The following is a 20079-nucleotide window of genomic DNA, read 5'->3' as shown; positions in this document are numbered from 1 at the left end:
AGGAGTGTCCACGGGGTGACCTTGGTCGAGATCAGGCCGGGGGTCCGCTCCGGGCCGTGAACGCTGCCCATGGCTCTTCGTGAACGACCCGGTCGAGGAGGCGAGTGCTCGGCAGTTCGGGCCGATCGCTGATGCCCCAGGTCGGAGAACGGTCGGGAGGCGCGGGCCTGCCCGCGAGGCAGGGGTCGGGGGCGGCATGAGGCTCTGGTTCGTCGTGGCCTTGGCCCCGCCGGACGGCGGCTCCGAACTGGCTGTGGGCGGACCCGCCGCCATCGAGGCGACTTGGGTTTGGGTGTCACACCCCCTACGTACACTTGTTCCCATGGAGGCCAGTGTTCGGGAGCGCACATCTGAGGGGGTGGGGAGCGGTGGTCCTGTCGTGTCGGGTGATGCGGTCGAGCGGTTGGAGCGTGAGGTGGCGCGGGTGGCGGGTGTTCGCAACGCCGCGGATGCGCAGCTTGTCGGGTTGGTGGCGGAGGCGTTGGGGGGTGGGTTGTGGCAGGGCGATGGGGTGCACACGCCGGTGCAGTGGTTGATGTGGCGGGCGGGGTTGGAGCGGTCGACGGCGCGGCGGATCGTGGGGCTGGCCCGACGTGCGGCGGAGCTGCCGGTGACCATGGGTGCGTTCTCGGAGGGGCGGTTGTCGTTGGATCAGGCGGCGAAGGTGGCGCGGTTCACGCCGGCTCCGTTCGAGGCGTCGGTGTGCGAGCTGGCCGAGAGCGCGACGGTGGCGCAGATCGCCCGGGCGACGTGTCGGTATGGCTTCGATGCGGCGGTGGCGGGTGTGGTGCCGGTGACGGCGGCCGAGCCGATCCCCGAGGCGCCGGACCCTGCGTCGGAGGACGAGGTGGAGCGGTCGGTCACCTTCGGTACCGATGAGGCCGCGTGGTGGGCGCGGGTGCGGTTGCCGGTGGAGGAGGGCCTGGTGGTCCAGTCCGCGCTGGGCACCGCCCGCGAGCGCCTGCACCGTGAGGACGTCGAGGCCCGGGTGTCGTGGGCCGATGCCCTGGTCGGCATGGCCAACACGACTCTGGCCCACGACGCCATCGGCGCCGAGCGCGCCGCCCGCACCCACGTGCTGGTCCACTTGGAGACCGGCACCACCCTGGGCCCGGTGTCGTCCGGTCCGATGCGCGACCCACTCGGCGCCGGCGATCTGGTGGGCCGGGCGAGCGTTGCCGGTTCGATGGCCCTGCCGAGTGATGGCCTACGTGCAGCGGTGCCGGTGGAGCCCGGCGGGCCGGTCGGCACGGGGTGGGTGGCGAGCGTGCATCGGGGGCCGGTGTTGCCGGCTTCGGTGCGGCGGTTCGTGCTCTGCGACGCGGACGTGCAGGTGGTGCGCCTGGAGGACGGGCGGCCCATCGAGGTGGGCCGGGTGCGCCGGACGCCGTCGGTGCGGCTGCGGCGCCTGGTCGAGCACCGGGACCATGGGTGCCGGGTGCCGGGGTGCGATCGGACCCTGTGGGTGCAGGTGCACCACATCCGCCATTGGGAAGACGGTGGGCCGACCGAGAGCTGGAACCTGTGTTGCTTGTGCCCGTTCCACCACCGGCTGCACCACAGGGGGCACCTGGGCATCACCGGGAACGCCGATGGCGTGCTCACCTTCACCGACCGCTCCGGCCGGCGCCTCGCCTCGGCCGGCAAGCCCCGACCACCGGGTCCCGAGGACACGCCTCGGGTGCCGCCCTACCAGGGACCCACCGGCGAACGACTCGATCCCCGTGCCGTCCACTTCACCCCCACCCGAGCCGGCCCCACCGCCGCCTGACCGGCGGCCCGCCACTGAAACGTGTTCTAGTCCTGGCCTAGGGTGGCGCGGTGGCTGCGATCCTGACCGGTGAGCGACTGGTGGTGGGGATGCAGCTCCCGATCCAGGCCCAGAGCACCGCCTTCGTCGAGCCGTGGGAGGCGGGGGCCGGAGCCGCCGAGCTGGCGAAGGTGGCCCGCGCTGCCGATGCCGCGGGCCTGGGTTACGTGGCCGTGTGCGACCACCCCGCCGTGCCCGTCGACAAGGTGCCGGCCATGGGGGCCGAGTGGTGGGACACCGTCACCACGTTGGCCTGGCTGGCCGGGATCACCGAGCAGGTCCTGCTGGTGTCCCACGTGTTCGTGCCCGCCTACCGGCACCCCCTGGCCACGGCCAAGGCCTGGGCCACGCTCGACACGGTGTCCGGCGGGCGGGCCGTGCTCGGCGTCGGCGCTGGCCACCTGGAGGGCGAGCTCGCGGCCCTGGGGGTGGACGTCGCCGAGCGGGGAGCCCTGCTGGACGAGGCCGTCGACGCCCTCCGGGCCTGCTTCGCCGACGAGGTCCCCACCCACCACGGCGCCCGGTGGAGCTTCGGCGGGCTGGCCCAACGGCCGCGACCGGCCCGCCCGGGTGGACCGCCCATCTGGGTCGGTGGGTCGTCGGCCCCGGCCATCCGCCGAGCCGCCCGCCGGGGCGACGGGTGGCTGCCCCAGGGCGCCCTGACGCCGGAGGCGGTCGACCGCCTCCGCGCCGAGCTGGTGGCCGCCGGGCGGGAGGGCCAGCCCTTCGACGTGGGTGCCCTGGCCGGGCCGATCTACGTGGGCCAGGCCGACTGGGACGTCGGGCCCGGCATCACCGGCCCCCCCGAGAAGGTGGCCCACGTGCTGGCCAAGCTGGCCGGCCTGGGCGCCGGCCAGGTCCAGATCCGGCCCCGCTCCCGGTCGTGCGGCGAGCTGCTCGACCAGCTCGGCCGCCTGGGCGACGAGGTGCTCCCGCTGCTGGCCGAGGTCCGGCCCCGGCCCCTGTTCGACTGATCCCGCCGGCGCGGGACGGAGGTGCGTGATGCTGTTCGAGGGCAAGGTGGCGGTGGTGTCGGGCACCGGGCCGGGGTTGGGCCGGGAGGTGGCCCTGGGCCTGGCCCGGGAGGGGGCCGACGTGGTCGTGGCCGCCCGCCGGGAGGACAAGGTGGCCAAGGTGGCGGCCCGGGTCGAGGCCCTGGGGCGCCGCGCCCTGCCGGTGCGGTGCGACGTCACCGACCCCGAGGCCTGCACCGCCCTGGCCGAGCAGGCCGTCGCCGAGCTCGGCGGCATCGACGTGCTGGTGGCCAACGCCTACCACGACGGCGACTTCACGCCCGTGCTCCGCGCCGATCTGGACGTGTGGCGCACCACCCTGGAGGTGAATCTGTTCGGCGCCGTGCACATGACCCGGGCCGTGGCCCCCCACATGGCGGCCCGGGGCGGGGGCCGCATCGTGATGGTCAACACCATGTCGACCGAGCGCATCCAGGAGGGCTTCGGCATCTACTCGGCGTCCAAGGCGGCCCTGAAGTCGATCACCCGCACCCTGGCCCGGGAGCTGGGCCGCGACGGCATCCGGGTCAACGGCGTGCACCCGGGCTACATCTGGGGGCGCTCGGTCGAGTGGTACTTCGCCCACCTGGCCGAGCAGCGGGGCGTCACCCCCGAGGAGGTCTACGCCGAGGTGGCGGCCCAGACGTCGCTGGGTTACATCCCCGACGCCGCCGAGGTCGCCGGGGTCGTGCTCCTGCTGGCCTCCGACCTGGCCCGGTGCGTGACCGGCCAGGCCGTGGGGGCCAACGCCGGGCAGTGGTTCCATTGAGCGGCCGACGCGCCCAGCCAGTCCGGGCGGCCCGGCCCGCCGAGCCCGAGAGGTGGCGCCCGTGATCACCCTCCACGCCCTGCTGGTCCGGCACCCGGACCTGACCCACGAGGAGTTCCTGGCCCACTGGCACGGCGTCCACGGCCCCCTGATCCGCGACGACCCGGTCCTGGCCCGGCACCTGCTCAGCTACCACCAGCACCCGGTGGCGCCGGGGGCCGGGACGCTGGGGCTCGACGGGTTCGACGGCGTCACCGTCCAGACCTTCGTCGACTGGGACGCCTTCCGGGCCTTCGCCACCCAGCCCGAGTCCTGGGCCATGAACGACGACATGGCCACCTTCCTCGACGTGGCCCGGCTCCGGGTCTCGGTCACCGAGGACCCCGTCGTGGTCGTGGCCCCGGAGGCGACGGCGTGAGCGCCGTGCCCCGGACCGGCCCGGCCGGGGCGGGGGCGTCGTGAGCGAGGGGCCGTTCTCCGGGCGGGTGGTGCTGGTCACCGGCGGGGGATCGGGCATCGGGGCCGAGACGTGCCGGCGCTTCGCCGCCGGCGGGGCCCGGGTGGCGGTGCTCGACCGCCACGCCGGCACGGCCGAGGCGGTGGCGGCCGAGGTGGGCGGCCTGGCCCTGGTGGCCGACGTGGCCGACCCGGCAGCCGTCGAGGGGGCCGTGGCCCGGGCCGGTGCCGAGCTGGGCCCCCTGACCGACCTGGTGGCCAACGCCGGGATGGGCCGGGCCAAGGGCCTGTGGGACCACACCGACCAGGAGTGGCAGCTCATCGTGGGGGTCAACCTCACCGGCACGTTCAACTGCCTGCGGGCCGTGGTCCCCGGGCTGCTGGCCCGGGGCGGCGGGACGGTGGTGACCGTGGCCTCCCTCACCGGGGTGCGGCCCACCATGGGCGAGGGGCCGTACTCGGCGGCCAAGGCCGGTGTCATCGCCCTCACCCGCTCCGCGGCGCTGGAGGCGGCGCCCACGGTGCGGGTCAACTGCGTGGCGCCGGGCATGATCCGCACCCCGCTGACCCGGATGGTGACCGACACCCCGGAGTGGCTGGCCGCCGCCGAGGCCGGCACCCCCCTGGGCCGGGTGGGCGAGGCGGGCGAGGTGGCCGACGTGGTGGCCTTCCTGGCCTCCGACGCGGCCAGCTACGTCACCGGCCAGACCATCGTGGTCGACGGGGGCAGCATCCTCCCGTCCCTCCAGAGCGACGCCCTGCTGCGGGCCATCTCCGGTCGCTCCGACTGACGGCCCGGGGCGCGACGCCACCGGCCACCGGTAGCGTCGCCCGGGTGCCCGCCGCCCCGGACCCGCCCGCCGAGGGGGAGGGGCTGCGGCTGGGCTCCGGGGCCGGGCGGTGGGTGCTGGCCACCACCGTGCTCGGCTCGGGCATGGCGTTCCTGGACGGGACGGTGGTCAACGTGGCCCTGCCCCGCATGGGCGAGGACCTCGACGCCAGCTTCGCCGGGCTGAGCTGGATCGCCAACGGCTACCTGGTGACCCTGGCCTCGCTCATCCTGGTGGGCGGCTCGGTCGGCGACCGGCTGGGACGCCGGCGCACCTACCTGGGCGGGGCCGTCGCCTTCGCCGCGGCCTCGCTGCTGTGCGGCCTGGCCCCGACGGTGCCCCTGCTGGTGGCGGCGCGCCTGCTCCAGGGGGTGGCCGGGGCGTTCCTGGTGCCCGGCAGCCTGGCCCTGCTCCAGGTGTCGTTCCACCCCGACGACCGGGCCCGGGCCATCGGGGCGTGGTCGGGCCTGGCCGGCATCACCACCGCGGTGGGGCCGTTCCTGGGCGGGTGGCTGGTGGAGGTGGCCTCGTGGCGGTGGGTGTTCCTGCTCAACCTGCCGCTGTCCGTCGTGGTCGTGGTGGCCGGTCGCCGGCACCTGGCGGAGTCCCGGGACGAGACGGTGGTGGGCCGGCCCGACCTGGCCGGTGCCGGGCTGGGGGCGGTGGGGCTGGCCGGGTCGACCTACGGCCTCATCGAGCAGAGCGTGGTCGTGGGCCTGGCGGGGTTGGCCCTGCTGGTGGCGTTCGTGGCCGTCGAGGCCCGGGGCCGCCACCCGATGGTGCCGCTGGGCGTGTTCCGGTCCCGCCAGTTCAGCGGGGCCAACGGGGTGACCTTCGCCGTCTACGGCGCCCTGGGCGGGGTGCTGTTCCTGCTGAGCCTGGTGCTCCAGGGGGCCCTGGGCTACACGCCGCTGGCCGCGGGGGCGGCCACCGCGCCCATCACCCTCATCATGCTGGTGTTCTCGGCCCGCAGCGGTGCGCTGGCCCGCCGGGTCGGCCCCCGCCTGCCCATGACGCTCGGCCCGGCGATCATCGCCGGCGGCCTGGCCCTGATGGCCCGCATCGAGGTCGGCGGCTCCTACGCCGGTGACGTGCTGCCCGCCGTGGTCGTCTTCGCCGCCGGCCTGGCCCTCACCGTCGCCCCGCTCACCTCCACCGTGCTGGCCGCCGCCGACCCCGGCCACGCCGGGCTGGCCTCCGGCGTCAACAACGCCGTGGCCCGCACCGCCGGGCTGCTGGCGGTGGCCGTCCTGCCGCTGGTGGCCGGCTTCGACGCCTCGGGTGAGGTGGGCGCCGCCGCCCTGGTCGACGGCTTCCATCGGGCCGCCCTGGCCGGCGCCGCCCTGACCCTGGCCGGCGCCGCGGTGGCCTGGGTGACCATCCGGGCCGACGTCCTGGTCGAGGCTCCGCCGGCCCCGCTGCCCGGCCCCCGAGCGGAGGGCCGTCGCGGCGCCGAACCGGGGTCCGGCGGGGCCGAGCCCTGCTTCTCCTGCGGGGTCGGGGCCCCTCCCCAGGTGGTCACCCCGGAGGTGGCTGCCCCCACCCCGCCCTCGCGCTGAAACGTGTTCTAGTTTGAGGCGGCGCCGGCCGGGCGCACCCGAGCGGTCAGGAGTGCGACGTGGGGCAGGACGTGGGCACCGGGAAGAGCCGGCGGGGGCGGCCGGTGGAGCTGGGCGGGGCCCTGGTCACCCTGGTCGAGCCCCACCGCGGCCACGAGGTGGCCTACAACCGGTGGTACGAGCGGGACCACTTCTACGCCGGCTGCATGCTGGGGGCCTGGACCCTGTCGGGGGCCCGGTACGTGGCCACCCGCGACCTCAAGGACCTGCGGGCCCCGGGCTCCACCGTGGCCCCCGACCCGGCGGCCGGCTCGTACCTGTCGCTCTACTGGATCGTGGCCGGCAAGTTCGGCGAGTGGATGGAGTGGGGCACCCGCCAGGTGCGGTGGCTCGTCGACGCCGAGCGCATGTTCCCGCACCGCGACCACGTCCACACCGTGATGTACCGGTTCCACTCCGAGGTGCCGGGCCGCCACGATGGGGTGCCGGTGGAGCTGGCCCTCGACCACCGGTCACCGTCGTTGGTGCTGCTGCTGGTCGACCGGGCCCCGGGGGTGGGCTCGGCCGCGGTGGCCGCCTGGTGGGGCGAGGCCTCGCCCGGCGCCGAGGTCACGGCCGTGTTCGAGCCGGTGCCCATGCCCGCCGACGCGCCGTCCGACGTCCCCGGCCAGGGCCCCGGGGACCGCACGCTGCTCCTGGCCTTCGTCGACACCGACGTGGCCGCCACCTGGGCCCCGGCCTGGGCCGGGGTGCCGGCCGCGCTGGCCGGGGCCGGCCTGGGCACCGTCGCCCTCCTCGCTCCCTTCAAGCCCACCGTCCCCGGCACCGACACCTACGCCGACCAGCTCTGGTAGCCCCTCCGACGACGCGGCGCGTCGGGTCGACCTCTCGGCGTGGCCAGGTCCCTAGGCTCCGGCCCATGGTCCTCCGCCGCCCCCTGCTGCCCGCCGTCCTGGCCCTCGTCCTCGCCCTGGCCGTCGTGGGCTGCGGCGACGACGACGGCGACGAGGGGGACGGCGGCACCATCACTACCTCGGTCACCACCACGGCGCCCGCCGACACCGACACCGACACCGGGTCCACCTCGCCGTCCACCGACGACCCCGGCACCGCCACGACCGACGAGGCCCCGGGCACCGCCACCACCGTTCCGGCCTTCGACGGCGACGAGGAGGCCAAGTCGGCCGAGCCCGACGGCACCGGCACGGCCCAGCTGGTGGCGGCCCGGGTGGGCCAGCAGCCGGTGGCCACCCGGTTCGTGCTGGAGTTCGACGGCGAGGTCCGGCCCGGCTACGAGGTGCGGTGGGTCGACGGCCCGATCACCGAGGACGGCTCCGGGGACCCGGTGGACCTCGAGGGGGAGGCCTTCCTGCAGGTGCTGGTCCAGCCGGCCACGGGCTTCGACCTGGACGCCGGCGTCCCCACCTACGACGGCCCCACCCGCCTGGCCGGCCCCACCGGCGGCGCGGTGACCGAGGCGGTCCGCACCGGCGACTTCGAGGCCCTCCTGACCTGGGTGCTGGGGGCGGAGGAACGGGTGCCGTTCACGGTGAGCACGCTGGGCTCCCCGTCCCGCCTGGTGATCGACCTCCAGGACGGTTGAGGCCCCCCCGCCGCCCGTCGGCGACACCTGACGGACCGTCAGATCCAGGGGTACCATGCCGCGCATGGCCCCCGCCGAGGACTTCCCCAAGATCGTCTCGGTCGACGACCACGTCATCGAGCACCGGACGGTGTGGCTCGACCGCCTGCCCCGGCAGTACCACGACGTCGGCCCCCGCACCGTCCAGGAGCGGGGGACCATGCAGTTCGTGGGCGGGGTGTTCAGCTACCAGCCCTCCGACGACGGCGAGCTGTGCGACTGGTGGCTCTACGAGGACAAGAGGATCCCCCAGACCCGGCTGTCGGCCGCGGTGGGCTTCGACCGCGACGAGGTGAAGGTCACCGGCATCACGTATGAGGAGATGCGCCGGGGCTGCTGGGACCCCAGGGCCCGCCTGGAGGACATGGACACGAACTGGACCGAGGCCCAGATGTGCTTCCCGTCGTTCCCCCGGTTCTGCGGCCAGACGTTCATGGAGGCCGACGACAAGGTGCTGGCCGACCTGTGCGTCAAGGCCTACAACGACTGGATGGTGGAGGAGTGGTGCGGCGACTCGGGCGGGCGCCTCGTCCCCCTGACCATCACCCACCTGTGGGACGTCGAGCTGGCCGCGGCCGAGGTGCGCCGCAACGCCGCCCGGGGTGTGCGGGCCGTGTGCTTCAGCGAGATCCCGCCCTACTTGGGCCTGCCCAGCATCCACACCGACCACTGGGAGCCGTTCTTCCGGGCCTGCGCCGAGACCGGCACCGTCATCAACATGCACATCGGCTCGTCGTCCAAGATGCCCTCGACCTCGGCCGACGCCCCCGCCGCGGTGGGCTCCACCCTCACCTTCGGCAACGCCATGAGCTCCCTGACCGACTGGCTGTTCTCGGGTTGGCTGGAGCGGTTGCCCACCCTGAAGCTGGCCTACAGCGAGGGCCAGATCGGGTGGATCCCCTACATCCTGGAGCGGGCCGACAACGTGTGGGAGGAGAACCGGGCCTGGGGTGGCGTGGCCGACATCGTGCCCGAGCCGCCCAGCACCTACTACTACCGCCAGGTCTACGGCTGCTTCTTCGACGACGTGTACGGCTTGGAGAACATCGAGAAGTGCGGCGTCGACAACATCTGCTTCGAGACCGACTACCCCCACTCCGACTCCACGTGGCCCAAGAGCCGTGAGGTGGGCGAGAAGCTGATGGGCAACCTGCCCACCGACGTGGTCCGCAAGCTGGTCCGGGGCAACGCCATCGAGATGCTCGGCCTCGACCTCGCGCCGTAGAAATAGAACGGGTTACAGTCCGGCCGTGACCCTCGCCCCGGACCACGACCACCGGCTCCTCATCGGGGGCGAGTGGGTCGAGGGCGAGGGCGGCTACCCGGTCACCAACCCGGCCACCGAGCAGGTCGTGGGCGTCGCCCCCAACGCCTCGGTGGCCCAGGCGGCCGACGCCTGCGCCGCGGCCCGGGCCGCCCAGAAGGGCTGGGCCGCCACCCCCACCGAGGAGCGGGCCGCCCTGCTGGCCCGGGTGGCCGACATCATCGACACCCGGCGCGACGAGCTGGTCCCGGTCACCCAGGCCGAGACGGGGGCCACCACCCGGGTCACCAAGGCCCTGCAGGTGGGCCAGGCCGGGGCCCGGTTCCGCTACTACGCCAAGGCCGTCACCACCGAGGTGCCCCTGCCGCCGGCGGTCATGCCCACCACGCCCCTGGCCCCCGGCGGCATCGTGGGCGCCGTCGAGCACCGGGCCCCGGTCGGCGTGGTGGCCTGCCTGGCCGCCTACAACTTCCCCCTCACCAACATGGCCGGCAAGATCGCCCCCGCCCTGGCCATGGGCAACACCGTGGTGGTCAAGCCCCCGGTGCAGGACCCGCTGGGCACCATCCTCCTGGCCCGGGCCTTCGAGGAGGCCGGGTTCCCGCCCGGGGTGGTCAACCTGGTGGCCGCCGACACCGTCGAGGCGGCCGAGGCCCTCACCACCTCGCCGGACGTGGACATGGTCTCCTTCACCGGCTCGACCGCGGTGGGGTGCCGCATCGCCGAGGTGGCCGGCGGCCGGATGAAGCGGCTGCTGCTGGAGCTGGGGGGCAAGGGGGCGGCCATCGTCTTCGAGGACGCGGAGGTGGACGCCGTGGTGGCCAACGTCTCGAGCACGTGGACGTTCCACTCGGGCCAGATCTGCACCTCGCCCACCCGGCTGCTGGTCCAGCGCAGCCGCTACGACGAGGTGGTGGCGGCCATGGCGGCCCGGGCCGGCCAGCTCAAGGTGGGCGACCCCACCGAGCGCGACACCGTGCTGGGACCGGTCATCTCCGGGGCCCACCGCGATCGGGTCGAGGGCCACGTGCGCTCGGCCCTGGACGAGGGGGCCACCGCGGTGGCCGGGGGGACCCGGCCCGATCTGGAGACCGGCTTCTACGTGGCCCCCACCCTCCTGGCCGACGCCACCAACGACATGCGGGCGGCCCGGGAGGAGATCTTCGGCCCGGTGGTGGTGGCCATGCCCTTCGACGACCCCGACGAGGCCGTGGCCCTGGCCAACGACAGCGACTACGGCCTGTACTCCTACGTCTTCTCTCGTGACACCGGGCGGGCCATGGCCGTGGCCAAGCGCCTGGAGTGCGGCAACGTGGGCATCAACACCCTGCAGCGCAACCACGAGGCCGCCTTCGGGGGCTTCAAGCGCTCCGGCGTGGGCCGCGACGGCGGCCAGTGGGGCCTCCACGCCTACAGCGAGATGCAGTCGATCATGTGGGCCGGATGAACCCCGAGGAGGACCGGTGAAGGGCATCGTGTGGACCGGTGAGCTGGAGGTCCGCCACGACGTGGAGGTGCGCGACGTGCGGGCCGACGAGGTGCGGGTGCGGGTGCACGCCGCCGGGCTGTGCCACAGCGACGTGTCGGTGGTCGACGGCACCATCCCCTTCCCGACGCCGGTGGTGCTGGGCCACGAGGGGGCCGGGGTGGTGGAGGCGGTGGGCGACGCCGTCACCTCGGTGGGCGTCGGCGACCACGTGGTGCTGACCACCATGGGCTTCTGCGGCCACTGCCCGGCCTGCGCCCGGGGCCTGCCGTCGCACTGCCGGGAGGGCTACGGCAAGCTCCGGGCCCCGTTCACGGTGGGCGGCACCAAGGCCTTCCAGTTCGCCAACGCCGGGGTGTTCGCCGAGGCCACCGTGGTCAAGGAGAACCAGGCCGTGGTCATCGACCCCGACGTGCCGTTGCGCTCGGCCTGCCTCATCGGCTGCGCGGTGGTCACCGGGGTCGGGGCCGTGCTCAACCGGGCCCGGCCCACCCACGGGCAGTCCGCGGTGGTCATCGGCGTGGGCGGCATCGGCCTCAACGTCCTCCAGGGCCTGCGCCTCAGCGATGCCCTCCCGATCATCGCGGTGGACGCCAACCCGGCCAAGGAGGCCGCAGCCCGGGCCTTCGGGGCCACCCACTTCGTCACCGCCGGGCCCGAGGTCGACACCGTCGCCGCGGTCAGGGAGATCTGCCCCGACGGGGTCGACCACGCCTTCGAGTGCGTGGGCCACCCGGCGCTGATCCGCACCGCGGTCGACACCCTCGACTGGGGAGGCCAATGCGTGCTGCTGGGCGTGCCCAAGCTGGGCACCGAGGCCAGCTTCGTGGTCCAGTCGCTCTACAACGACAAGTCCATCCTGGGCTGCCGCTACGGCACGGCCCGGCCCCACCACGACGTCCCGCTGTTCGTGGACCTGTACAAGGCGGGCCGGCTGCTGCTGGACGAGCTGGTGTCGGCCACGTTCCCGCTCGACGGCGTGCACGACGCCCTGGCCGCCCTGCAGGACGGCACGGTCAACCGGGCCGTCCTGGACGTGACGTGACCGGGTACGTGCGCCTCGTCAGGTGTCGGGCCCGTGGCGGGCCGGCTGGCGCCCCACGTCGAGAGCGCCGGCCGGTCGGGCGTCAACGCGCCGGGCCCGCCATCGTCGTGCAGTCGGGCATCGCCGGCCGGGAGGCCCCGTGACCGTTCCCCGGGGCGCGGCCGGTCAGAGCGTGCGGTCCCCGACCTTGCCACCCCACGTCGAGGAGGTACGGGCCCGGGTGTCCAACTGGGGGCGGTGGGGCGACGACGACCAGCGGGGGTGCGCCAACCTGCTGGACGAGGCCGCCGCCCGCCGGGGGACCGCGTGCGTGCGGACCGGGGAGCGGATCAGCCTGGCCCTGCCCCTCGGGCCCGACGGGCCCCAGGTGGGCCAGCCCGCCCACCGGTCCAACCCGGTGCTGGAGCCCCTCGTCGTCAACCAGCGGGACCCCCACGCCCCCGGAGTGTGGGCGGCCAGCGACGACGCCGTGCACATGGCCACCTGCGCCGGCACCCACGTCGACACCCTGGCCCACGTGTCCTATGACGGGCTGATCTGGAACGGCTTTCCGGCCTCGTCGGTGTCGCCCGAGACGGGGGCCTCGGTGTGCGGGGCCGAGACCCTGACCCCCATCATGACCCGGGGGGTGGTGGTGGACCTGGGCCGGCTGCGGGGGGTCGAGGCCCTGGACGAGATCGACCCCGGCTACGCCGTGACCGGCGACGACCTGGACGAGGCCTACGCCGCCGCCGGCCTCCGCCCCGAACCCGGCGACGTGGTCCTGCTCCGCACCGGGTCCGTGCGCCACCTCCACGCCGGCCGCCGGGAGCTGTACACCCTGGGCGACCGCTACCGGTTCCCGGGGCCGTCGCTGGGCTCGGTGGAGTGGGTGCGGCGCCACGACCTGGCCGGCCTGTTCACCGACACCTACGCCTACGAGGCCTTCCCCCCACCGTCGGAGGACTGGAGCGACACCCTGTGCGTGCACATGCTCCACCTGCGCGACATCGGCCTCCTCCAGGGCCAGAACTGGGACCTGGAGGCCCTCTCCGCCCGCTGCGCCGAGGAGGCCCGTTGGGACGTCCTCCTGGTCGCCACCCCCGAGCCCATCGTCGGCGCCACCAGCGCCCCGGTCTCACCCGTCGCCGTCCTCTAACCCCTGTTCAGGAGCGTCTCACCGGTGATACGGTGCGGCTCGTGACCGACGTGTCCATCCGGGACCTGCGCAACAAGGGCGGCGAGATCGTGGACCGCGCCGCCCGCGGTGAGGAGATCACCATCACCCGCGACGGCGTCCCGGTGGCCGAGCTCCGCCCCGTCCGCCGCCCACCCCTCACCGCCGAGGAGCTGGTGGCCCGGCGCCGCCACCTCCCCGACATCGACCTGGCGCAGTTCCGGCGGGACATCGACGAGTTCACCGACCAGTCGATGTGGTGACCTGATGCCTCCTCCTCAGCCCCGGCGCGGCATCGTGGACACCAACATCGTCATCCTCCTGCGCCACCTGGATCCCGATGTCCTGCCTACCCTGCCCGCCATCTCCACGGTGACGTTGGCCGAGCTGTCGGTTGGCCCTCTCCTCGCCGCCACCGAGGAGGAGCGGGCTGTCCGCCAGCACCACGTCCAACTGGCTGAGGCCGACTTCGAGGCCCTGCCCTTCGACTCCGATGCCGCCCGGGCCTACGCCTCGGTGGCTGGGTCCTTGCGTCACATGGGCCGCAAGGCGGCGGCGCGCCGCTTCGACGCCATGATCGCGGCAACGGCGCTGTCGTACGACCTGCCGCTCTTCACCACCAACCCCGATGACCTGGATGGCATAGCCGGGCTGGACCTGGTCGCCGTGCCGGTGCCGCACTGAGCATCGATCGCCGGCGGCCGCCGCCGGTGGCAGCCAGCCGTCTAACCTGACGGGTCGTCAGGTCGCCGCTCGGCGGGACCGGCCACATCGGAGGATCGATGCTCGAGGGACGGAACCTGTGGGAGCTGGTCGAGGCCCGGGCCGAGGCATCGCCCGAGGCGGTGATGACGGTGGACGAGTCGGGCCAGCGGGTCACCTTCGGTGACTACCGGGCCTCGGCCGAGAAGGTGGCGGCCGGCCTCCACGGCGAGGGCATCGGCGCCGGTGACGTGGTCAGCTGGGTGCTGCCCACCTGGCACGGCTCCCTGGTCCTCATCGCCGCCCTGGCCCGCCTGGGGGCGGTGCAGAACCCCATCATCCCCATCTACCGCGACCGCGAGGTCGGCTTCGTCACCGGCCAGGCCGGGGCCAGGCTGCTCATCGTGCCCGGCACCTGGCGGGGCTTCGACTACGAGGCCATGGCCGCGCGCATCGTCGAGGGCAACCCCAGCCCGGCCCGGGTGCTGGTGGCCGAGCGGGCCCTGCCCGACGGGGACCCGGCCGTGCTGCCCCCGCGCCCCGAGCCCCCGGCCACCCGGGCCGACGAGCCGGTCACCTGGCTCTTCTACACCTCGGGCACCACCGCCGATCCCAAGGGGGCCCGCCACAGCGACGGCGACCTCATCCTCACCGCCCGGGGCATGTGCGACCGGATGCAGTGCCGGGAGGGCGACCGCAACCTCATGGCCTTCCCGGTCACCCACATCGCCGGGCCCATCTGGCTGTGCTCCAGCCTGATGTACGGCCTCATGAACGTCATCACCGAGGCCTTCGACCCCCAGGCCACCCCGTCCCTGGCCGCCGAGGCCGACGTCACCCTGGCTGGCTCGGCCACCTACTTCCACATGGCCTACCTGGCTGCCCAGCGGGCCGCCGGCCCCGAGCCCCTGTTCCCCAGCCTGCGCCTGTGCCCCGGCGGCGGGGCCCCCAAGCCCCCCGCCCTCCACACCGAGGTGCGCCACGAGCTGGGCGGCCTGGGCATCGTGTCGGGCTGGGGGCTGACCGAGGCCCCCATCCTGACCATGGGCTCGGCCCTCGACCCCGACGACAAGCTGGCCACCACCGAGGGGCGGCCCATGCCCGGCGTGCTGCTGCGGGCCGTGAGCCTGGACGGCCAGGAGGTGGGCCCGGGCCAGGAGGGCGAGCTGCGGGCCAAGGCCCCCCAGATGATGCGGGGCTACCTGGACCCGTCCCTGGACACGGAGGCCTTCGACGAGGACGGGTGGTTCCGCACCGGGGACCTCGGGGTCATCGACGAGCAGGGGTACGTCCGCATCACCGGCCGGGTCAAGGACGTCATCATCCGCAAGGGCGAGAACGTCTCCGCCGCCGAGGTCGAGAACCTGCTCTACGAGCACCCTCGGGTGGCCGACGTGGCCGTCATCGGCCTGCCCGACGCCGAGCGGGGCGAGCTGGTGTGCGCGGTGGTGGCCGCCCCCGACGGGGCCGAGCCCCTCACCTTCGACCAGATGGTCGAGCACCTGCGGGGCAAGGGCCTCCGCACCCAGGCCCTGCCCGAGCGCCTGGAGGTCGTCGAGGCGCTGCCCCGCAACGCCAGCGGCAAGATCCCCAAGCACGAGCTCCGCCGGCAGTACGGCGGGTCCTGAGGTCGGCGGCGGTCCGGCCGCTCGGCGTCAGAGCAGGGTCAGCGGCCGGCGGCCACCAGGAGGAGCAGCCCGGCCAGGATCACGCCCGAGCTGGCCAGGCGCCGGCCCCCCAGCCCCTCCCGGAGGACGAGCCAGCCGACCAGGGCGCCGATCACCACCGACGACTCCCGCAGCATGGTCACGTAGCCCACCGGGGCGTGGCGGACGGCCACCAGGACCATGGTGTAGGCCAGGGTGGTGCCCAGTCCCCCGGCCAGGTGGCGGGGCCAGCCGGTGCGCAGGGCCCCGGCCCGGGCCCGCCGACTGGGCCGGGCCAGGTTGCCGGCGCTGATGGCCAGCCCCCCGGCGGCCACCGAGGCCAGGCCGTAGGACACCCCGCTGTCGACGGCCCGGGCCCCGGCCGAATCGATCACCGTGTAGGTGGCGATGCAGGCCGCGGTGAGAGCGGCGAAGGCCAGGGCCCGCCGCTCGTCGGTGACCGGGGTGACGTCGCCGCCAGGGGCGGGGCCCGGGGTGGGGTCGTCGGGGTGGCCCAGCGGGCCCAGGACCACGTCGTCGGCGGCCGGCACCGCCCGCCCCGAGCGCAGGGAGATGAGCCCGGCCCCGGCCACGGCGATGGCCACCCAGGCCCACGGGGGAAGGTGGTCGCCCAGCACGACCACGCTGCCCACCGCGGCCAGCACCGCCCCCCCGCCCCGGGCCACCGGGTACGACAGCGAGAAGTCGCCGTGGGTGTAGGCGGCCACCAGGCCCTCGATGTAGGCGACGTGGACCACGGCCGTGCCCAGCAGGTAGGGGAGGGCGTCCCAGCCCGGGAGGCCCACCACGGCCAGGCCGAGCAGGGACAGGGTGGCGGCGGCCAGGAACTGCCCCCAGGCGGCCAGGGCCCGGTCCTCGCTGGTCTTGATGAGCAGGTTCCAGGAGGCGTGCACGAACGCCGAGCCGAGGGCGAGCAGCGTGGCGGCGAGCACGAAGGGGTGACGCTAGCCGCAGCCTCCGGGCCGGGACGGAGGCGCACGAACCCCTGCGGACGACCGGGTGGGACCGGTGAGGGAGCCGGGGGGCGAGGGGGCGCCGGCCGGGCACCTAGGATCTGACGGTCCATCAGAAATGCCGCTCCGGCCGCAGGAGGTCACCCATGGGCATGCTCGACGGCAAGGTCGCCATCGTCACCGGAGCGGGCCACGGCATCGGCCGGGGGCACGCCCTGGAGCTGGCCCGCCACGGGGCCAAGGTGGTGGTCAACGACCTGGGCGGCTCGGTGACCGGGGAGGGCCAGGGCCGCGACGCCGACCTCACGGTGGCCCTGGTCGAGCAGCGCGGCGGCCAGGCCGTGGCCGACTACGGCGACGTGGCCGACCACACCGCGGCCGGCGCCATGGTGGCCCGCGCCGTCGAGGTCTGGGGCCGGCTCGACGTGCTGGTCACCAACGCCGGCATCGTGCGCGACGCCGCCATCTGGAACATGAGCGAGGCCGACTTCGACGCCGTGATCGGCGTGCACCTCAAGGGCACGTGGTCGCCGTGCCACCACGCGGCCAAGCACTGGCGGCAGGTCCACAAGGAGACCGGCCGGCCGGTCGGCGGCCGGGTCATCACCACCACCTCCGGCGCCGGCCTCACCGGCAACTTCGGCCAGACCAACTACGCCACGGCCAAGGCCGGGGTGGCCGGCTTCACCCAGACCCTGAGCCTGGAGCTGGCCAAGCTGGGGGTCACCGTCAACGCCGTGGGCCCGGCCGCGGCCACCCGCATCACCGCCACCATGCCCGGCGCCCCCCCGGTCATCGAGCCCGACGAGGTGCCCGAGGACGAGTGGAACCGCATGGACCCGGCGGTGTCGTCGCCGCTGGTGGCCTGGCTGGCCAGCGACGAGAGCGCGCACGTCACCGGCCAGGTCATCCGCGCCGTGGCCGAGGACATCATCTGGATGCAGCCGTGGCGCGACGGCCCCACGCTCGCCAACGGGGGCCGGCGCTGGGACGCCACCACGCTGGGGGCCCAGCTGGCCACCGACGTCTTCGGCACCCGCGCCCCCGGCCTCCGCTACTGACCACCCCGGTCGGCAGTCCTAGGGTCCGGCGCGTGATCGACGGGCCCTCCGACCTGGCCGTGGCCGCGGCCCGCCGCCGGCTGGCGCCGGCCGTGGCCCCCGCACCGGGCGCCCTCACCTCGCTGCCGGCCCGGCGGGGAGCGCGGGTGGTGGTGGTGGCCGGGCCGGGGGTGCTGGCCGCCCGGGCCCGCTCCGGGCTGGTGGCCCTGGTCGGCATCACCGGGGCCACGGTGGTGAGCACGGTGGGGGCCAAGGGCCTGCTCCGGTGGGACGACCCGCGCCACGGGGGCACCGTCGGGCTCCAGGCCGGCGACGCCCAGCTGGCGGAGGTGGCCACCGCCGACCTGGTGGTGACCACGGGCCTCGACCCCCGGGAGAGCGTGGGCCTCACCACTGCGCTGCGGGCCCGGGCCGAGGCCGACCCGGCGTCGGTGGTCGACGTCCACCCCGCCCACCTGGCCCTGGCCGCCGGCGGCTGGCCCCCGGCCGAGCAGCCCGGCCCCCGTCCGCCGCTGTACGACCGCCTGGCCGCGGTGGTGGGGCCCCTGTACGAGGCGGAACCGGCAGAGAGCGGTGCGGTGCCCCCGCCGGCGGCGGCCGCGGCCCTGGCCGCCGGGCTGCCCCCGGGGGGATTGGTGGTGGCTCCGCCGGGACCCGCCGGCTTCTGGATCGGACGCACCTTTCCCACCACCGAGCCGGGCTCGGTCATGGTGCCCATCGGCGACCCGCCGGGCACCGCGGCGGCGGTCGCCCTGCTGGCCGCCCGGGCTGGCCGCCCCACCACCCTGGTGGTGGCCGAGGTCGACCAGGCGACGGCTGCCCGGGCCGGAGGGGGCGCCCCTGGGGTCCGGGACGATAGGGCGACCGTGGCCACGGTGCTGGCCGCGGCCGACGGTGAGGGCCTGTCCGTGGCCGTCGAGACCTGGCGCGGCGCCGAGACCGCTGAGGGGTCCGGGCCGGGGACGGGCCGGTTCGTCGACTGGTCGGTCCTCGACCCGCTGGTGGCGGTGGCCGGTCCCCCCGACGACGCCATCTGGCCCGACGGTCCGACCTGACCGGCCGGCTGTCGGGGGTTCCACGCCGTGGTCCCCGGGGACGGGAGCACGGGGCGGACGGGTCGGGTAGACCGGGGCCATGAGCACCCGCACCTCCCCGTGGCCCGCCGGTGTCCCCTGCTGGGCCGACCTGATGGTGTCCGACGTCCCCACCGCCCGGGCCTTCTACGGCTCGGTGCTGGGCTGGGACTTCACCGACACCGACGACGAGTTCGGAGGGTACGTCCTGGCCCAGGTCGACGGCGTGCCCGCGGCCGGGCTGGGCCCCCTCCAGCCCGGGTCCCGCACGGCCTGGACCCTGTACCTGGCCAGCGACGACGCCGACGCCACCGCTCGGGCCGTCACCGAGCACGGTGGCACCGTCGTGGCCGAGCCCAGGGACGTGGGACCGCTGGGACGCATGTGCGTCGCCATCGACCCCGCCGGGGCGATGTTCGGCGTCTGGCAGGGCAAGCAGCACATCGGGGCCGGGGTGGTCAACCGTCCCGGCGGCCTGACCTGGGAGGACCTGCGCGCCACCGACCCGGCCGCGGCCCAGGCCTTCTACGCCGCGGTGTTCGGGTACCGGCTCGACCCCATGGAGGACGCCGCGCCCGACTACGTCACCTTCACCGTGCCCGGTGACGAGGTGCCGTTGGGGGGCATGGGCGGCATGTTCGGGGCTGAGGGCGCCCCCTCGCACTGGCTGGTGTACTTCGGCGTGGCCGACGCCGACGCCGCCACCCGGGCCGCGGCCGGGGCCGGCGGCACGGTGGCGGCCGAACCGTTCGACACCCCCTACGGACGCATGGCCGCGCTGGCCGACCCCGAGGGCACCGCCTTCTGGGTCGTCCAGACCGATCCCACCGCCGGCCCCGACCGCTCCGGCTGACCGACCTCCGGGTACCGCTCGCTCCTCATCGGAGCAGGTCCACGCCGATCAGTCGGTGGTCAGGCCGATGGGGCAGCTCACCCCGGCCAGGCCGCCGAGGCCGCAGTAGCCGTGGGGGTTCTTGTCCAGGTACTGCTGGTGCTCGTCCTCGGCGTAGAAGAACGGGCCGCCGTCGGTGATCTCGGTGGTGATGTCGCCGTGGCCGGCGGCGTGCAGCTGCTCCTGGAAGGCGTCCCGGCTGGCCTCGGCCACCGCCCGCTCGTCGGGGGACAGGCCGTAGACGCCGGAGCGGTACTGGGTGCCGGTGTCGTTGCCCTGGGCCATGCCCTGGGTGGGGTCGTGGCCCTCCCAGAACACCTTGAGCAGTGCCTCCAGGCTGATCTGCTCCGGGTCGTAGGCCACCAGCACGGCCTCGGCGTGGCCGGTCCGGCCCGAGCACACCTCCTCGTAGGTGGGGTTGGGGGTGAAGCCCCCGACGTAGCCCACCGCGGTGGTGACCACCCCGGGCACCGTCCAGAACAACCGCTCCGCTCCCCAGAAGCACCCCAGGGCGACGAGCAGGGTCCGCGTCCCCTCGGGGAACGGCGGGGTCATGGGCGTGCCCAGCACGGTGTGGGCGGCGGCCACGGGCAGGGCCTCGGACCGCCCGGGGAGGGCTCGCTCGGGCTCGACCATGTCCATCTTGCGGCGCAGGAACATGGCCCCAGGCTAGGACCGGGCCGAGCCGACGCGCCCGTCCC

Annotated in this window: 20 protein-coding genes; 18 read left to right on the top strand and 2 right to left on the bottom strand. The window is 74.9% G+C overall.

Features of this window, described 5'->3' with window-relative positions:
* Positions 1 to 79: 79 nt before the first annotated feature.
* The 15 genes from VEW93_14495 (at position 80) to VEW93_14425 (ending at position 15360) form a co-directional block, all read left to right on the top strand.
* Positions 80 to 1771 (top strand): DUF222 domain-containing protein, encoded by a 1692-nt coding sequence (locus VEW93_14495; GenBank protein ID HYI62999.1) that lies wholly within the window; start codon positions 80 to 82, stop codon positions 1769 to 1771.
* Between the two features lie 50 nt (positions 1772 to 1821).
* Positions 1822 to 2784 (top strand): TIGR03619 family F420-dependent LLM class oxidoreductase, encoded by a 963-nt coding sequence (locus tag VEW93_14490; GenBank protein ID HYI62998.1) that lies wholly within the window; start codon positions 1822 to 1824, stop codon positions 2782 to 2784.
* A gap of 28 nt (positions 2785 to 2812) precedes the next feature.
* Complete coding sequence (locus VEW93_14485; GenBank protein ID HYI62997.1) at positions 2813 to 3592, top strand: SDR family oxidoreductase; 780 nt, start codon at positions 2813 to 2815, stop codon at positions 3590 to 3592.
* Between the two features lie 61 nt (positions 3593 to 3653).
* Positions 3654 to 4010 carry an EthD domain-containing protein gene (locus VEW93_14480; GenBank protein ID HYI62996.1) on the top strand — a complete coding sequence of 119 codons (357 nt, stop codon included), beginning with the start codon at positions 3654 to 3656 and terminating at the stop codon, positions 4008 to 4010.
* Positions 4011 to 4050: 40 nt separating this feature from the next.
* Complete coding sequence (locus tag VEW93_14475) at positions 4051 to 4839, top strand: SDR family NAD(P)-dependent oxidoreductase (protein HYI62995.1); 789 nt, start codon at positions 4051 to 4053, stop codon at positions 4837 to 4839.
* 44 nt (positions 4840 to 4883) lie between these two features.
* Positions 4884 to 6437 carry an MFS transporter gene (locus VEW93_14470; GenBank protein ID HYI62994.1) on the top strand — a complete coding sequence of 518 codons (1554 nt, stop codon included), beginning with the start codon at positions 4884 to 4886 and terminating at the stop codon, positions 6435 to 6437.
* A gap of 59 nt (positions 6438 to 6496) precedes the next feature.
* Positions 6497 to 7291 (top strand): hypothetical protein, encoded by a 795-nt coding sequence (locus tag VEW93_14465; GenBank protein ID HYI62993.1) that lies wholly within the window; start codon positions 6497 to 6499, stop codon positions 7289 to 7291.
* A 65-nt stretch (positions 7292 to 7356) separates the two neighbouring features.
* Complete coding sequence (locus VEW93_14460; GenBank protein ID HYI62992.1) at positions 7357 to 8040, top strand: hypothetical protein; 684 nt, start codon at positions 7357 to 7359, stop codon at positions 8038 to 8040.
* A gap of 64 nt (positions 8041 to 8104) precedes the next feature.
* The gene (locus tag VEW93_14455) at positions 8105 to 9304 is read left to right on the top strand and encodes an amidohydrolase family protein (GenBank protein ID HYI62991.1); all 1200 of its coding nucleotides are present in this window, start codon (positions 8105 to 8107) and stop codon (positions 9302 to 9304) included.
* A gap of 25 nt (positions 9305 to 9329) precedes the next feature.
* On the top strand, positions 9330 to 10790 hold the full coding sequence (locus VEW93_14450) for an aldehyde dehydrogenase family protein (protein HYI62990.1): 1461 nt from the start codon (positions 9330 to 9332) through the stop codon (positions 10788 to 10790).
* Between the two features lie 16 nt (positions 10791 to 10806).
* Positions 10807 to 11874 (top strand): Zn-dependent alcohol dehydrogenase, encoded by a 1068-nt coding sequence (locus tag VEW93_14445; protein HYI62989.1) that lies wholly within the window; start codon positions 10807 to 10809, stop codon positions 11872 to 11874.
* Between the two features lie 187 nt (positions 11875 to 12061).
* Positions 12062 to 13012 carry a cyclase family protein gene (locus VEW93_14440; GenBank protein HYI62988.1) on the top strand — a complete coding sequence of 317 codons (951 nt, stop codon included), beginning with the start codon at positions 12062 to 12064 and terminating at the stop codon, positions 13010 to 13012.
* A 41-nt stretch (positions 13013 to 13053) separates the two neighbouring features.
* Positions 13054 to 13293, top strand: coding sequence for a type II toxin-antitoxin system prevent-host-death family antitoxin (locus VEW93_14435; GenBank protein ID HYI62987.1), 240 nt, complete (start codon positions 13054 to 13056; stop codon positions 13291 to 13293).
* Positions 13294 to 13297: 4 nt separating this feature from the next.
* A complete protein-coding gene (locus VEW93_14430; GenBank protein ID HYI62986.1) occupies positions 13298 to 13714 on the top strand; it encodes a type II toxin-antitoxin system VapC family toxin in 417 nt (138 codons plus the stop codon).
* A gap of 98 nt (positions 13715 to 13812) precedes the next feature.
* A complete protein-coding gene (locus VEW93_14425; protein ID HYI62985.1) occupies positions 13813 to 15360 on the top strand; it encodes an AMP-binding protein in 1548 nt (515 codons plus the stop codon).
* Positions 15361 to 15398: 38 nt separating this feature from the next.
* Here the strand turns inward: VEW93_14425 and VEW93_14420 are convergent, their stop codons facing one another.
* Positions 15399 to 16331, bottom strand: coding sequence for an EamA family transporter (locus VEW93_14420; protein HYI62984.1), 933 nt, complete (start codon positions 16329 to 16331; stop codon positions 15399 to 15401).
* A 167-nt stretch (positions 16332 to 16498) separates the two neighbouring features.
* Here VEW93_14420 and VEW93_14415 point away from each other — a divergent pair, with 167 nt between their 5' ends.
* The 3 genes from VEW93_14415 (at position 16499) to VEW93_14405 (ending at position 19339) form a co-directional block, all read left to right on the top strand.
* Entirely contained in the window at positions 16499 to 17413 is a 915-nt protein-coding gene (locus VEW93_14415) for an SDR family NAD(P)-dependent oxidoreductase (protein ID HYI62983.1), read from the top strand.
* A gap of 32 nt (positions 17414 to 17445) precedes the next feature.
* Positions 17446 to 18468, top strand: a complete 1023-nt coding sequence (locus VEW93_14410; GenBank protein ID HYI62982.1) for a hypothetical protein — start codon at positions 17446 to 17448, stop codon at positions 18466 to 18468.
* 79 nt (positions 18469 to 18547) lie between these two features.
* Complete coding sequence (locus VEW93_14405; protein HYI62981.1) at positions 18548 to 19339, top strand: VOC family protein; 792 nt, start codon at positions 18548 to 18550, stop codon at positions 19337 to 19339.
* Between the two features lie 48 nt (positions 19340 to 19387).
* On the opposite strand, the gene msrA is transcribed toward VEW93_14405, so the two are convergent.
* Positions 19388 to 20038: a peptide-methionine (S)-S-oxide reductase MsrA gene (msrA, locus tag VEW93_14400; protein ID HYI62980.1), complete on the bottom strand. Its 651-nt coding sequence runs from the start codon at positions 20036 to 20038 to the stop codon at positions 19388 to 19390.
* Between the last annotated feature and the right edge of the window lie 41 nt (positions 20039 to 20079).

Source organism: Acidimicrobiales bacterium, assembly GCA_035630295.1.
Taxonomy (GTDB): domain Bacteria; phylum Actinomycetota; class Acidimicrobiia; order Acidimicrobiales; family Iamiaceae; genus Iamia.
The sequence above is the reverse complement of the archived record's forward strand: the minus strand, read 5'-3'. Positions and strand labels throughout refer to the sequence as shown.